Origin of the sequence: Allosphingosinicella indica, from assembly GCF_900177405.1 — a bacterium.
Classification (GTDB): domain Bacteria; phylum Pseudomonadota; class Alphaproteobacteria; order Sphingomonadales; family Sphingomonadaceae; genus Allosphingosinicella; species Allosphingosinicella indica.
On record NZ_LT840185.1, the window covers coordinates 2,136,394 to 2,149,462 of the forward strand.

Genomic DNA, 13,069 nt, shown 5'->3' on the forward strand with positions numbered 1-13,069 from the left:
ACGCTCTCTTATGCCGTCGCGGGCACTCCGAACAGGTCATGTTCGTCAGCGTCTTCGATCAGCACCGGAACGATGTCGCCCTGCTTGAGGCAACCTGCGTCGCGGAGATGGACTTCGCCGTCGATCTCCGGCGCATCGGCTTGCGAGCGGCCCGTTGCGCCGCCTTCATGGTCGACAAGATCGACGATCACGTCGAGCGTACGTCCCACCTTGGCGGCGAGCTTGGCAGCGCTGATCGCTGCGGTCTTTTCCATGAATCGGGCGTAGCGCTCTTCCTTGACCTCTTCCGGCACCGCGCCGGGCAGATCGTTGGCGGTCGCGCCCGCGACAGGCTCGAAGCGGAAGGCACCGACGCGATCGAGCTGCGCTTCCTCTAGCCATTCAAGCAAATATTCGAAATCGGCATCGGTCTCGCCGGGGAAGCCGACGATGAAGGTCGAGCGGATCGCGATGTCCGGGCAGATCTCACGCCAGCCACGGATGCGCTCCAGCACCTTCGCTTCGTTCGCGGGACGCTTCATCGCCTTTAGAACGGTCGGGCTCGCATGCTGGAACGGGATGTCGAGATAGGGGAGGATCAAGCCCTCGGCCATCAGCGGGATGATCCGGTCCACGTAAGGATAGGGATAAACGTAATGGAGCCGCACCCAGGCGCCGAGCTTGCCGAGCTCGCGCGCCAGATCGGTCATATGTGCACGCACCTCGCTGCCCTTCCACGGCCAGGACGCGTGCTTCAGATCGAGCCCGTAGGCCGACGTGTCCTGGCTGATGACCAGCAGTTCCTTGGTGCCCGCCGCGATCAGCTTCTCGGCTTCACGCAGGATCGCGTCGGGACGGCGGCTGGCGAGATCGCCCCGCAGCGAAGGTATGATGCAGAAGGCGCAGCGGTGGTTGCAGCCTTCCGAAATCTTCAGATAGCTGTAGTGCCGCGGCGTGAGCTTCAGCCCGCCCTCGGGCACGAGGTTGAGGAAGGCGTTGGCCGGCATTGGCGCGGCGTCGTGGACGGCGCCGACGACCTGCTCATATTGCTGCGGCCCGGTGACCGCGAGCACATCCGGGAAGCGGGCGCGGATCACCTCGGCTTCTTTGCCCATGCAGCCGGTGACGATCACACGGCCGTTCTCGGCGATCGCCTCGCCGATTGCGGCCAGGCTCTCCTCCTTGGCGGAGTCGAGGAAGCCGCAGGTGTTGACCAGCACCACATCCGCCCCCGCATAGTCGGGCGACATGGCATAGCCGTCGCCCCTGAGCTTGGTCAGGATGCGTTCGGAATCGACCAGCGCCTTGGGACAGCCGAGCGAGACCATGCCCACCTTGGGCGGGGAGGGAAGGGTGGTAGCCATGGGAAGGCGCGCCACATAGCGATTTCCGCGACGATTTCCTAGAGGTGCGCGGGAACCCCCGCCGTGTATACGAATTGAGGGGGGCAGCGCCGGGTCGTCCGGCCGGCGCAGTCTTCCATCAGGGCAACAAACGGGGGTTTCGTTGAATCTGCAGGAGCGTCCGAACTCTCCGCGATTTGCCGGTGGCGGCGAGATGGGTGGACGCATTCGCGATCACGATTGGGCGGCGTCATCTCTCGGTTCGGTTGAAGAATGGCCCGCCGCGCTAAGCATCGCGCTCGATCTTTGCCTCCACTCGAAATTTCCGAGCGCCATTTATTGGGGCCCTGACCTGGTGCTTCTCTACAATGACGCTTGGGCGCCCATCCCGGCGGAGCGGCATCCTTGGGCGCTCGGCCGCCCGGCACGTGAAGTATGGGCCGACATCTGGGAGGTCATCGAGCCGCAATTGGCGGCGGTGATGGCGACCGGTGAGGGTTTTGTCACGTTCAACCAGATGCTGCCGATGGAGCGCGGCGGCGTGCCGCACGAGACCTATTGGAACTACAGTTTCTCGCCGATCGTCGACGAATCCGGCGCGGTGGTGGGCATTCTCAATCAAGGCAATGAAACCACCGACGCGGTTCTCGCGGAACGGGCAGTGCGCGACAGCGAGGAGCGGCTGCAGCGTGCGTTAGGCTCGTCGAAGGTTGGCACCTGGGACTGGGACGTGAGTGCCGATCGTGTCCGTGCAGACCGCCGGTTCGCGGAGCTTTACGGCGTGGATCCCGATCGCGCCGCAGACGGCGCGCCGATCGCCGATTATGTCGGCCGCTTTCACCCTGACGACGTAGATCGCGTCAGTTCGGCCATCAACTCTACGATAGCCGAGGCGAGCGAATTCGCCGAAGAATATCGGCTGGTGGGTGCCGATGGCGAAATCACCTGGGTCTTGGCGACGGGGCGCTGCCAGCGCGACGCCACCACCGGGACGCTGCGCTTTCCCGGCATCGTCCTCGATATCAGCGAACGGCGCCGCGAGGAGGATCGCCGCCGCGCACTGATCGAACTCGACGAGCGGCTGCGCGACCTCGACGATCCGGTGGATATTGCCGAGACGTCCGCCGAAATCCTCGGCCGCACCCTGGGGGTCAGCCGCGCCGGCTATGGAACGATCGACCCAGAAGCCGAGACGATCACCATCGAGCGCGACTGGAACGCGCCTGGCGTAAAGTCGATCGCGGGAACGCTGCATTTTCGCGATTACGGGACGTATATCGACGATCTGAAGCGCGGCGAGACCGTGGCCTGCGAGAATGCCGACACCGATTCCCGCACCCGTGCGACGGCCGATGCCCTGAAGGCGATAAGCGCACATTCCTTCATCAACATGCCGGTTACCGAGCAAGGCGAGTTTGTCGCCCTGGTGTTCGTCAACCATGCAGAGGCCAGGCAGTGGCGCGACGCCGATATCGCCTTCATGCGCGATCTCGCGGAGCGTACCCGATCGGCGTCCGAGCGGCGGCGCGCCGAAGGCGACCTCCGCGCACTCGCCGCGTCGCTCGAGGCGCAGGTTGCGGAACGCAGCGCCGAGCTGTTGCGCGCCGAAGAGCAGCTACGGCAGGCTCAGAAGATGGAAGCGGTCGGTCAGTTGACCGGCGGTATCGCACATGATTTCAACAATATGCTGGCCGTCGTTATCGGCGGACTGAACCTTTTGAAGCGACGGCTGGCGCGCGGCGAGACCGATCTCGACCGCTATATCGATGGCGCGATGGAGGGCGCCGAGCGCGCCGCGTCGCTGACCCAACGGCTGCTCGCCTTCTCGCGGCAGCAGCCGCTTGATCCCAAGCCCGTCGATGCCAATCGCTTGGTGGCCGACATGACCGAGCTATTGGTCCGCACCCTGGGCGAGCAGGCGCGTGTCGAGACGGTCCTTGCGGCGGGCCTGTGGCGCGCGCATGCCGATCCGAGCCAGACCGAGAGCGCGATTCTCAACCTGTGCGTCAATGCTCGCGACGCGATGCCCGACGGCGGAAGGCTGACGATCGAGACGTGCAACGTCCATGTCGACGACAGTTACGCCCGCGATGCAGCGATTGAGCCTGGCCAATATGTACAGATCGCGGTCACCGACACAGGCGAAGGGATGACGGCCGATGTCATCGAAAAAGCCTTTGATCCTTTCTTCACGACCAAGGGCATCGGCAAGGGGACAGGCCTTGGCCTGAGCCAGGTCTTCGGCTTCGTCCGCCAGTCCGGCGGCCATGTGAAGATTTACTCAGAGCCCGGCTCCGGGACGACGGTAAAGCTCTATCTGCCGCGCTTTTACGGGCCCGACGAGGATGTTGCCGTGCGCGCCGCGGAGGCCGCGACAGCCGACGGGCATAGCGACGAAGTGATCTTGGTAGTCGAGGACGAGGCGCGGGTCCGGGCCTATTCCGTCGAGGCGCTGCGCGAACTCGGCTATACCGTCATCTCGGCGGCGAGCGGGCCGGAGGCGTTGGCGCTGATCGAGGGCGGGCAGCAGGTGACCTTGCTGTTCACCGATGTGATGATGCCGGATATGACCGGGCGGCAGCTCGCCGACCGTGCGCTCAAAGCATTGCCCGGTCTCAAAATCCTGTTCACGACCGGCTATACGCGCAACGCCGTGGTGCATAACGGCGTGCTCGATCCCGGGACGAATTTCCTGCCCAAGCCGTTCGGCATTGAGCAGCTTGCGGCCAAGGTGCGAGCCGCGCTCGACAGTTAGGCGTCGTGCACTTCGCGTGCGGACGTGGGGACGATCTCGACGATCACGTCGCCGGGAACGAGCGTTGCCACCTCGGGCTCCCAAAAGCCGTACATCGCATCGCCGCGGTAGATGCGCAGCCCCATGCCTGTCGAGACTTCGGTGAGAGACCGGCCGCATTCCTCGGGCTTCACCATCCGCTCGACCAGCTTCACGCGGCCGCGATCCGAGGCGAGATCCATCAGATAGTCGGAAATGTGCGGGCCGTGAGTCGATCCGGCGAGCAGCAGCCCGGCGAAGCTCACCGGGTTGATGACGGTGGTAGCGCCCGCCTGATGCGCCAACGTCTCGTTATCCTCGTTGCGGACCACCACGCTGATGCCGAGATGCGGCGCGAGATGGCGCGCGGTGAGCGTGATGAGGATCGAGGTGTCGTCGCTGCCGCCGGTGACGATCATTGACCGTGCGCGCTCGATCTTGACTGCGTGGAGGGCCTTGTCGCGCGTCGCGTCGCCCTCCATCACCGCGCAGCCGAGCGCCTTCGCGCGCTCAAGCGCCTGCATGTCGCCGTCGATCACCACGATGCACGAAGGGTCGGTGCCACGCGCGATGAGTTCGTCGACCGCCTCCGAGCCGGTCGTGCCGAAGCCGGCGACGATGATATGATCGTGCAAGTGCCGCTGTATGTAGGCCATTCGCCATCTGTCCCATGTGCGCCGGAATACGAAGCTGTAGGCGGTGCCGAGGAAGATGAGCACCGCGAAGATGCGGATCGGCGTCACGATCAGCGCGTCGAACAGCCGCGCGCGGTCGCTGACCGGGGCGATGTCGCCATAGCCCGTGGTGGTGACGCTGATCATGGTGAAATAGACCACGTCCAAGAAGCTGACGTGGCCGTCGTAATTGTCCTTAAGGCCGTCGCGCTCGATCCAGTGGACCAGCACCGCGACGCCGAGCAGCCCGACGACGAACAAAGCGCGCCAGGTTATGGATAGCCAGACGGGGAGGCGCCCCTTGCGCTGCAAGGTCGAATAATCGAGTCCGCGGCGGCGGCGGGCCATCAGGTATAGAGTTCTGCCAGCCACCCGAGCGACGGCCCGTGGGTCAGATCGAGGTGAAGCGGCGTGACCGAAACATAGCCGTCGGCGATCGCCTCGAGATCGGTCGAATGGCTGGGAGTCTCGAGCATCGGGCCGAGCCCGAACCAGAAGTAACGGTAACCGCGCGGGTCGGTACGCTCGTCGATGCGCAGCCGCCCGTAATCGCGCAGGCCCTGCTGGGTAACGCGGACGCCGCGGACTTCGTCTGGGCTAAGCGCCGGGAAGTTGATGTTGACCAGGGTCCGCGCCTCCATCGGCGTCTCGATGATCGGGCGCAGCACGCGCTCGGCCCACGCTTCCGCGGCGGCGAAGGGGACGCTGTCGCCCATGCCCTCGCGCGCGTAGCTCTGGCTGAGCGCGATCGACGGGATGCCGGCGAGCGCGCCCTCCATCGCGGCCGAGACGGTGCCCGAATAGGTGACGTCCTCGCCAAGGTTGGCGCCGCGGTTGACACCGGAGAGGACGAGATCGGGCCGATCGTCCTTCATCACATGCGCGATCGCCATCATCACCGAGTCCGTCGGTGTGCCGGTCACGCAGAAGCGCTTCTCGCCGAGCCTCCGCAGCCGAACCGGCTGGGTCAGGGTGAGCGAATGGCCCGCGCCCGACTGCTCCTCCGCCGGGGCGACCACCCAGATGTCGTCGGAAAAGCGACTTGCGACCGCCTCCAAAACCGTCAGTCCCGCAGCGTTCACGCCGTCGTCGTTGGTGAGGAGGATGCGCATCGCCGCAAAGCTATGGCCGCGCGGCGAGGCGGGTGCAAGCGGGCAACCCGAAGCGGCATGGGCGCGTTGGAGGGGCATAAGAGCACAAGGAGATTTCGATGCGCGTTCCGCACAACAGCATGATCGTGGTAGCCGATGGCGCGAAGGCGCTCTTCTTCCGGAACGAAGGTGACGGCGAGCATCCCAATCTGGTGGTCGAGCGGAAGGACGAGCAGGATAATCCCCCCGATCGCGAGCAGTCGACCGATGCCCCCGGCCGCAGCTTCGCGAGCTTCAGCCCAGGCCGCAGCGCTTACGAAGAGACCGATTTCCATCAGCTGGAAGAAGACCGGTTTGCGGCCAGCACGGCCGAACTGCTCAACCGCCGTGCGCTGGAAGGCGACTTCGAATCGCTGGTGATCGTCGCGCCGCCGCGTACGCTCGGCGAACTTCGCAAGCATCTTCACAAGGAGACGGAGAAGCGGATCACCGCGGAAATTCCGAAGACGCTCACCGGCCATCCGGTTCCGGAGATCGAAAAGATCCTGATCGCCGAATGAACGACCGGTTCATCGTGGCTTCGGGCGCGTTGTCTTAAGAAAGGTTGTGCTCGCGGCCTCGCTGGTTAGGCTGCTTCCATTCCTTCCACGACCCAGGAGTAGTTGATGTCCATTCGTAAGACGTTGTTGCTGTCCGCCGCGCTTGCTTTCGGCGGCCTCACCGCACCCGCGATCGCGCAGGACGCCGCGGCGCCCGCGGCCGTGCCGCAGATCACCGCCGGCATGGCGGTCAAGGATCCGCAGGGCGGCGCGATCGGGACCATCGAGTCGGTCGACGGCGCCAATGTCGTCCTGAAGACCGACAGGCATCAGGTGCGCTTGCCGAACAACGCCTTCGCGGCGGCGGACGGCGGTCTCGTCATGGGCATGACCCTCGCCGAGGTGAATGCCGCCGTCGATCAGTCGATGGCACAGGCAGCCAATGCCGTTGCGGTTGGTGCAACGGTCTACGGTTCGGGCGGTGGCACCGTCGGCACCGTCACCGAGAAGGACGATCAGTTCGCGACCGTGAAGCTGGCCAGCGGTACGCTGGTCAAGCTGCCCGTATCGGCTTTCGGCCCCGGCCAGAACGGCCCGATGATCGGCATGACTGCCGCTCAGCTCGAAGCGCAGGTTGCGTCTTCGGCGCCGGCGCCCGCCGCTGCTCCGGAAGCGGAAACCGAAGGCGAATAACCGGCCTTACGGTCAGAAAAAAGCAAAGGCCGCGTCCAGGGGATGGGCGCGGCCTTTGTCTGTCCGGCGTCCGTGCGTCAGCGGACGGCAGCCCCCAGCTTGCGCCGGGCCACCAGGGCGGCGGCCGCGGCTCCGAACAGAATGATCATCGGCGGGGCAGGCACCGGCGTGCCGCCGGTCGAGCTGCCGTGTCCGCCGCCGCTCGACGACGATGAGGAGCTGCTGCTGCTGCTCGACGACGAGGACGACGAACTGCTCGTGCTCGTGCTGCTGGCGCCGAAGCTGCTCGACCCGCCCGTGGAACTGCTGCTGCCCGTGGACGAGCTCGACGAAGAGCTGCTGCCCGAGCTGCCGCTCGAACCGTGACCCGGCTTGTGGGGTTTGTGCGGCTTGTCGCCACCCGACGACGACGAGCTGGAGCTCGACGACGAGCTGCTGCTCGACGACGAGGACGAGCTGGAGCTGGACGAAGAGCCGCCCGTCGACGTGCTGGTCGAGGCCGTGAAGATGATGTTGCCCGAGCTGCTGCCGCCGAAGAAGCCGCCGCTGAAGAAGCCGCCACCGAAACCGCCGCCGAAACCGCCGCTGCCGCCGATAACCGTGACACCGCCGCCACCGCCGGTCGCGGGCGGGATGAGCGGGGGCGGCGGAGGTAGCGGGATGGGCGGCGGCGCGGCATAGGACACCGTGCGCGTCGTCACCGTCTTACCCGGCGTCACGGTGCAGGCCGTGCGCTTGATGCGCTTCACTGATCTGACCGACTTGATCGACTGGCGCTTTGCCGGGGTGCTCGCCTTGGCCATCTTGACGATGGCGGGTCGCGAAGGCGGATTTTCCGCCATATGGACGGCGCCGCCGCCGATCACCGCACCGCCGCACGTGCAGGCGCAGAGTTTCGCGAGAGCCATTTTCACCGACATAGACGCACCCTGTTTGCTCTTCCCGCCGGCCCCGGACTGCCCTGCGCAGCGCCGGTTCCATTTCGGATTGATCTGCGGTCAGGATGCTGAAGTCCGGCAGAGCAGCAAGCCCGTTAACCATATTCCGCCTTCAGAATCGGGGTTTTAGGCCCCATTCTCGTTTCGTTGTTCCGTACGGGGACAGGTGTCGGGCGGCGATGAACGAATGCCTCGCTCGTCCGTCGAATCCGCATCGCGATTCGGACGTCCGTGACCGGCCGTTTCAGTCCGATTCGCGCACCCGGGGCAGAATGACTTCATGCAAAAATGTCACGCGCAGGCACGGAATCGGCTCGTCGCGCGGATCAGTGCATCCGCCGCTTGTGGCCGACTGGTGAGATGCGTATAGGCCGCGTGGGGCAGGTGCCGACAATCGCGCAAAAGCGAGCGGCGCCAAGGGTTTGCGCGGTCCGGTTTCGGCTGCGAAACGGAGTGGAGGGGTTATGGCGACGGCTCTCAGCGACATCTACAGCCCGCAATTCGCGGCTGTCATTCCCAATCCGGACTATCGGCCGAGCTCCGACGAGGAGTTCATGAATCCGGTCCAGCTCGGTTACTTCCGCGGCAAGCTTCTCGACTGGAAGGATGCGATCATCCGCGAATCGCGCGATACGATGCAGCAGCTCAAGAGCGGCCCTATCCGCGAGGCCGACGTCACCGACCGCGCATCGAGCGAGACCGACTGGTCGATCGAGCTGCGCACCCGCGACCGCCAGCGCAAGCTCATCTCCAAGATCGATTCCGCGCTTCGCCGCATCGACACCGGCGAATATGGCTATTGCGAAGTGACCGGGGAGCCGATCTCGCTGGCCCGGCTCGAAGCGCGCCCGATCGCCACGATGACGGTCGAGGCGCAGGAGCGGCACGAGCGCAACGAGCGCGTCTCGCGCGACGACTGATCCAGGCGGCGCGGCGCTGCGGCATCGCCTGCCGCCCGCGTTAACGCGATCGCCATTCTTGAAAGCGATACTTCGGCGGCCGGCAATCCCGGCCGCCGATCGCGTTTCCGGAGTGGTGCATGTTCGATTTCAACCCGTCGTCGTCGGCCAAGCGGCCGCTGGAAGGCCGGCGCGCCTATCGCGACAGCCTGTTCCTGTGCGCCACGATCCGCCGCGGCAGCGATCCAGCCGGCGATCTGGCACCTGTTCGGGTGCGCAACCTCTCCTCGGTCGGACTGATGGCCGATTATGACGACAAGGTGGAATGCGGCGATCCGGTGGTCGCGACGCTCAAAGGTCTCGGCTCGGTAAAGGGCCGGGTGGTCTGGGTACAGGGCGGCCAGATCGGCATCGCATTCGACGACGAGGTCGATCCGATCAAGGCGCGCCGTTCGGTGGGCCGCAGGGCCGCAGGCGGCGCAGCGCCGCCGCGGACCCGCTGACGATCGCTACATCCCGGCGATCACTTCCTTCACGCGTAGTTTTTCCTTCTTGAGACGCGCGACCAGCGTATCGTCCGGGTGGGGTCTTTGATTCTCGGCGGCGATCATCGCCTCCAAGCCGGCATGTTTCTGTTCGAGAGCGGACAGATGCGCCTGTTGCATTCCCATCTCCTTCTTGGTTGCGGCTGACCCCGTTTAGAACACTCCCGTTCGGGCTTGTCTCGCGTGATCGGACCGTCATCCCGATATATACGACGATCCGTTGATGGATTATCTATACGCCTCTCGGAGGCGGTTGAGTAGCGGGAGCATGGGGCGGCGATGACAGTCGGAGCGACCGAACGGACGGTGCGCCTGTCGCAACTCCGTCTTGAGCATCGCGATCTCGATGCGGCGATCGAGGCGTTGCGCGTCAGCGTCAACAACGATCAGCTCCAACTCGCGCGACTCAAGAAGCGTAAGCTTCGGCTGAAGGACGAGATCCAGGCGCTGGAAGACCAGCTCATCCCCGACATCATCGCCTGACGCTCCCGCCGTGGGACATGCTTAACCCTCTTTTGACCTTAACGCGCCCCGCCGCGGGGCATATCGTTGCGGACGTGAAACCGGGGGAGTGCGGGACATGCGGATGACGCCGCGGCTCATTGATTCGCTCTATGTCGAGGCGATGCTGCTGGCCGACGAAGCGCGCGCCTATTTCGACGATCAGGGCCGCGAGGAGCGCGGCGCGCTCGATCCGCTGCTCCGCGTCAGCTTCTCGTGCGAATCGCTGAAGGTGACGACGCGGCTCATGCATCTCGTCGCCTGGCTGCTCACTGAGCGCGCGCTGGACGCGGGCGAGATGCCGCCGGGGCATATGAGCGACGCCGCGCGCCGGTTGGGCGAGACCGCGCCGAGTGACGAAACGCTGATCGCGCGTCTGCCCGACATGGCCGGCAAGCTGATCGCGGCGAGTCAGGAGCTCTATGCCCGCGTCGCGCGGCTCGCGGAAAGCGCGCTGATCGAGGAGCCGCAGCCGAGCCCGGCACGCGGGCTGATGAGCCGGCTGGAACGCGCCTTCTAGCGAGGCCTGCCGAGCGGCGCTAAGCATCGGCGCGATGGCGCCATTCGAATTCATCTACGGGCCAAAGGTCGTGGCGAGGCCAGGCGTTGCCGCGCGCGCAGCGGAGCTGCTCGCGGGACGCTGCCTGCTTGTCACCGACGCGCAGGTTCGCGCGCTCGGCCTGGCGGACCCGTTGATCACGGCTCTCGGTAGCCGAGCTGTAGTGTTCGATGCCGTCGAGGCCGATCCATCGCGCGCGACGCTGGAAGCGGCGGTCGCGGCGGGAGCGGGGTGCGATGCGGTCATCGGCCTCGGTGGCGGCAGCCCGATGGATGTCGCCAAGCTCGCTGCCTATCTCCTCGGCTCGGGCGCCGATCTCGATGCTCTGTGGGGCGTCGGCAAGGCCGTGGGGCGGCGGCTGTCGCTCGCGATGGTGCCGACCACGGCTGGCACGGGATCGGAAGCGACGCCGGTGTCGGTCATCACGGTCGGCGCGACCGAGAAGCGCGGCGTCAGCAGCGCCGCCTTGGTGCCGGACTGGGCGCTGCTCGATCCCGAGCTGACCGTCGGGCTGCCGCGCGATGCGACAGCGGCGACCGGGATCGACGCGATGGTCCACGCGATCGAGGCTTACACTTCGGCGCACCGCAAGAATCCGCTGTCGGACATGCTGGCGCGAGAGGCGCTCCGTCTGCTCGTCGCCAATCTGGTCCGAGTCTGCGACGTCCCGGACGATCTGGACGCGCGGGGCGCGATGCTGTTGGGAGCGCATCTCGCAGGTGTTGCCTTCGCCAATGCGCCCGTCGCGGGGGTCCATGCGCTCGCCTATCCGCTTGGCGGCCATTTCCATGTGCCGCACGGGCTTTCCAACGCGCTGATGCTGGCGCCGGTACTCGGCCACAATATGCCCGCCGCGATGGCACTCTATGCGGAGCTTGGTTGCGTGATCGATCCGTCGCTCGCCGTGCTTGGTGTGCAGGGACAGGCACAGGGATTGGTCGAAGCGCTATCGCGGCTCTCCATCGCCTGCGGCCTGCCACAGCGGCTGGCGGACGTCGGCGTGACGCGCGGCGATCTGCCGCTGCTGGCGCGGGAGGCGATGAAGCAGGAACGGCTGCTGATGAACAATCCGCGGCCGATCGACGAAGCGGACGCGCTGCGACTCTATGAGGCGGCGCTGTGAGCCGGGCACCGCTCCGCGGGCGTGACGCCTATCGCGCCTGGCGAACGATCGGCACGCGCTGGGCGGACAATGACGCTTACGGCCACGTCAACAACACCGTCCACTATCAATGGTTCGACACGGCGGTGAACGCCTGGCTGATCGAGGCCGGGCTGCTCGACATCGCGGCGGGTGACCCCATAGGCCTCGTCGTCGAGACGGGATGCCGCTACGCCCGCTCGCTGACCTATCCGCACGATGTCGACATCGGCCTTGCGGTCGAGACGATCGGCGCGTCGAGCATCCGTTACGTGCTCGGCGTCTTCGCACACGGCGCGGAGGAAGCGGCGGCGGAGGGGCATTTCGTCCACGTCTATGTCGATCGCGCCGCGCGCCGACCGGCGCCGCTGCCGTCGCAGTGGCGGACCGCGTTCGAGACTTTGCTGGTGACGGACGGCTAGCCGCTGAACGCCTGGTCGAGCTCTCGTTTCGCCGCCGCATATTCCTCGGCCAGCGTAGCGATATAATCGGCGGCGGGGCGGACCGCCTTCACCGCGCCGATGCCCTGGCCCGATCCCCAGATGTCGCGCCATGCCTTGGCGCTGCCCGCGCCGAAATCCATCGTCTTGATGTCGCCCTCGGGCAGATTGTCGGGATCGAGCCCCGCGCCGACGATTGATTGGCGGAGGTAATTGCCGTGCACCCCGGTGAACAGATTGGAATAAATGATGTCGTCGGCGCGCCCCTGGGCGATGCCGCGCTTGTAGTCGGCGCCGGCGTTCGCCTCCTCGGTCGCGATGAAGGGGGAGCCGATATAGGCGAGATCTGCGCCCATCGCCTGCGCGGCGAGCACCGCGCGGCCATTGGCGATCGCGCCCGACAGGATCAGCGGCCCGTCGAACCATTCGCGGATTTCCTGCACCAGCGCGAAGGGGGAAAGGCGCCCGGCGTGGCCGCCCGCGCCCGCCGCCACCGCGATCACGCCGTCCGCGCCTTTCTCCACCGCTTTGCGCGCGAAGCGATCGGTGATGACGTCGTGGAGCGTTATCCCGCCCCAGCTATGGACGCCCTGGTTGACCTCCTCGATCGCGCCCAGCGAGGTGATGACGATCGGCACTTTCCATTTGGCGCAGGTCGCCATGTCCTGCTGCAGTCGGTCGTTCGAGCGATGGACGATCTGGTTGACCGCAAAGGGGGCGGCCGGCGTGTCGGGATTGTCGCGGTCCCACGCCGCCAGTTCCTCGGTAATCCGGTGCAGCCATTCGTCGAGCAGGGATTGCGGCCGCGCGTTGAGTGCCGGGAACGAGCCGACGATCCCCGCTTTGCACTGGGCGATCACCAACTCAGGGCACGAGACGATGAAGAGCGGCGAGCCGATCACCGGCAGGCGGAGAGGGCTTAGCTGTTTTTGCGTGATGGCCATATCGCCTGCA

Annotated in this window: 17 protein-coding genes; 12 read left to right on the plus strand and 5 right to left on the minus strand. The window is 65.9% G+C overall.

Annotated features, from left to right (window positions below; genetic code table 11):
* Window positions 1-8: 8 nt before the first annotated feature.
* The gene (gene rimO / locus B9N75_RS10615; protein WP_085218776.1) at window positions 9-1,343 is read right to left on the minus strand and encodes a 30S ribosomal protein S12 methylthiotransferase RimO; all 1,335 of its coding nucleotides are present in this window, start codon (window positions 1,341-1,343) and stop codon (window positions 9-11) included.
* A gap of 334 nt (window positions 1,344-1,677) precedes the next feature.
* Here rimO and B9N75_RS10620 point away from each other — a divergent pair, with 334 nt between their 5' ends.
* Window positions 1,678-4,077: an ATP-binding protein gene (locus tag B9N75_RS10620; protein WP_342039329.1), complete on the plus strand. Its 2,400-nt coding sequence runs from the start codon at window positions 1,678-1,680 to the stop codon at window positions 4,075-4,077.
* On the opposite strand, the gene B9N75_RS10625 is transcribed toward B9N75_RS10620, so the two are convergent.
* Both B9N75_RS10625 and surE read right to left on the minus strand, forming a co-directional pair.
* Complete coding sequence (locus B9N75_RS10625) at window positions 4,074-5,117, minus strand: potassium channel family protein (protein WP_085218777.1); 1,044 nt, start codon at window positions 5,115-5,117, stop codon at window positions 4,074-4,076. The two genes, B9N75_RS10620 and B9N75_RS10625, sit on opposite strands and share 4 nt — an antisense overlap.
* The gene (surE, locus tag B9N75_RS10630; RefSeq protein ID WP_085218778.1) at window positions 5,117-5,881 is read right to left on the minus strand and encodes a 5'/3'-nucleotidase SurE; all 765 of its coding nucleotides are present in this window, start codon (window positions 5,879-5,881) and stop codon (window positions 5,117-5,119) included. The genes B9N75_RS10625 and surE overlap by 1 nt, the downstream gene beginning before the upstream one ends.
* A 98-nt stretch (window positions 5,882-5,979) precedes the next feature.
* On the opposite strand from surE, the gene B9N75_RS10635 reads away from it, so the two are divergent.
* From B9N75_RS10635 to B9N75_RS10655, 7 genes are all read left to right on the plus strand, one after another.
* A complete protein-coding gene (locus B9N75_RS10635; protein ID WP_085218779.1) occupies window positions 5,980-6,420 on the plus strand; it encodes a host attachment family protein in 441 nt (146 codons plus the stop codon).
* 105 nt (window positions 6,421-6,525) lie between these two features.
* On the plus strand, window positions 6,526-7,092 hold the full coding sequence (locus B9N75_RS10640; protein WP_085218780.1) for a hypothetical protein: 567 nt from the start codon (window positions 6,526-6,528) through the stop codon (window positions 7,090-7,092).
* Between the two features lie 141 nt (window positions 7,093-7,233).
* Entirely contained in the window at window positions 7,234-7,458 is a 225-nt protein-coding gene (locus B9N75_RS14070) for a hypothetical protein (protein WP_157123799.1), read from the plus strand.
* Window positions 7,459-7,482: 24 nt separating this feature from the next.
* On the plus strand, window positions 7,483-7,773 hold the full coding sequence (locus B9N75_RS14075) for a hypothetical protein (RefSeq protein WP_157123800.1): 291 nt from the start codon (window positions 7,483-7,485) through the stop codon (window positions 7,771-7,773).
* Between the two features lie 6 nt (window positions 7,774-7,779).
* Window positions 7,780-8,160: a hypothetical protein gene (locus B9N75_RS14080; RefSeq protein ID WP_157123801.1), complete on the plus strand. Its 381-nt coding sequence runs from the start codon at window positions 7,780-7,782 to the stop codon at window positions 8,158-8,160.
* A gap of 334 nt (window positions 8,161-8,494) precedes the next feature.
* Entirely contained in the window at window positions 8,495-8,950 is a 456-nt protein-coding gene (dksA, locus tag B9N75_RS10650) for an RNA polymerase-binding protein DksA (RefSeq protein WP_085218782.1), read from the plus strand.
* Between the two features lie 119 nt (window positions 8,951-9,069).
* Window positions 9,070-9,432 carry a PilZ domain-containing protein gene (locus tag B9N75_RS10655; protein ID WP_085218783.1) on the plus strand — a complete coding sequence of 121 codons (363 nt, stop codon included), beginning with the start codon at window positions 9,070-9,072 and terminating at the stop codon, window positions 9,430-9,432.
* Between the two features lie 6 nt (window positions 9,433-9,438).
* Here the strand turns inward: B9N75_RS10655 and B9N75_RS10660 are convergent, their stop codons facing one another.
* A complete protein-coding gene (locus B9N75_RS10660; RefSeq protein ID WP_085218784.1) occupies window positions 9,439-9,594 on the minus strand; it encodes a YdcH family protein in 156 nt (51 codons plus the stop codon).
* 159 nt (window positions 9,595-9,753) lie between these two features.
* On the opposite strand from B9N75_RS10660, the gene B9N75_RS10665 reads away from it, so the two are divergent.
* From B9N75_RS10665 to B9N75_RS10680, 4 genes are all read left to right on the plus strand, one after another.
* On the plus strand, window positions 9,754-9,957 hold the full coding sequence (locus tag B9N75_RS10665; RefSeq protein WP_085218785.1) for a YdcH family protein: 204 nt from the start codon (window positions 9,754-9,756) through the stop codon (window positions 9,955-9,957).
* 97 nt (window positions 9,958-10,054) lie between these two features.
* A complete protein-coding gene (locus B9N75_RS10670; protein WP_085218786.1) occupies window positions 10,055-10,495 on the plus strand; it encodes a DUF1465 family protein in 441 nt (146 codons plus the stop codon).
* Window positions 10,496-10,529: 34 nt separating this feature from the next.
* Window positions 10,530-11,657 (plus strand): iron-containing alcohol dehydrogenase, encoded by a 1,128-nt coding sequence (locus B9N75_RS10675; RefSeq protein ID WP_085218787.1) that lies wholly within the window; start codon window positions 10,530-10,532, stop codon window positions 11,655-11,657.
* Window positions 11,654-12,097: an acyl-CoA thioesterase gene (locus B9N75_RS10680; protein WP_085218788.1), complete on the plus strand. Its 444-nt coding sequence runs from the start codon at window positions 11,654-11,656 to the stop codon at window positions 12,095-12,097. Before B9N75_RS10675 ends, B9N75_RS10680 begins: the two co-directional genes overlap by 4 nt.
* Here B9N75_RS10680 and B9N75_RS10685 read toward each other — a convergent pair.
* Entirely contained in the window at window positions 12,094-13,059 is a 966-nt protein-coding gene (locus B9N75_RS10685; RefSeq protein WP_085218789.1) for an NAD(P)H-dependent flavin oxidoreductase, read from the minus strand. The genes B9N75_RS10680 and B9N75_RS10685 overlap by 4 nt on opposite strands.
* Window positions 13,060-13,069: the final 10 nt, after the last annotated feature.

Bases quoted from the DNA above. Each gene is read 5' to 3' on its own strand.
- rimO (WP_085218776.1), bottom strand. From the start codon at position 1,343: ATGGCTACCACCCTTCCCTCCCCGCCCAAGGTGGGCATGGTCTCGCTC.
- B9N75_RS10625 (WP_085218777.1), bottom strand. From the start codon at position 5,117: ATGGCCCGCCGCCGCCGCGGACTCGATTATTCGACCTTGCAGCGCAAG.
- surE (WP_085218778.1), bottom strand. From the start codon at position 5,881: ATGCGCATCCTCCTCACCAACGACGACGGCGTGAACGCTGCGGGACTG.
- B9N75_RS10635 (WP_085218779.1), top strand. From the start codon at position 5,980: ATGCGCGTTCCGCACAACAGCATGATCGTGGTAGCCGATGGCGCGAAG.
- B9N75_RS10640 (WP_085218780.1), top strand. From the start codon at position 6,526: ATGTCCATTCGTAAGACGTTGTTGCTGTCCGCCGCGCTTGCTTTCGGC.
- B9N75_RS14070 (WP_157123799.1), top strand. From the start codon at position 7,234: ATGATCATCGGCGGGGCAGGCACCGGCGTGCCGCCGGTCGAGCTGCCG.
- dksA (WP_085218782.1), top strand. From the start codon at position 8,495: ATGGCGACGGCTCTCAGCGACATCTACAGCCCGCAATTCGCGGCTGTC.
- B9N75_RS10655 (WP_085218783.1), top strand. From the start codon at position 9,070: ATGTTCGATTTCAACCCGTCGTCGTCGGCCAAGCGGCCGCTGGAAGGC.
- B9N75_RS10660 (WP_085218784.1), bottom strand. From the start codon at position 9,594: ATGCAACAGGCGCATCTGTCCGCTCTCGAACAGAAACATGCCGGCTTG.
- B9N75_RS10665 (WP_085218785.1), top strand. From the start codon at position 9,754: ATGACAGTCGGAGCGACCGAACGGACGGTGCGCCTGTCGCAACTCCGT.
- B9N75_RS10670 (WP_085218786.1), top strand. From the start codon at position 10,055: ATGCGGATGACGCCGCGGCTCATTGATTCGCTCTATGTCGAGGCGATG.
- B9N75_RS10675 (WP_085218787.1), top strand. From the start codon at position 10,530: ATGGCGCCATTCGAATTCATCTACGGGCCAAAGGTCGTGGCGAGGCCA.
- B9N75_RS10685 (WP_085218789.1), bottom strand. From the start codon at position 13,059: ATGGCCATCACGCAAAAACAGCTAAGCCCTCTCCGCCTGCCGGTGATC.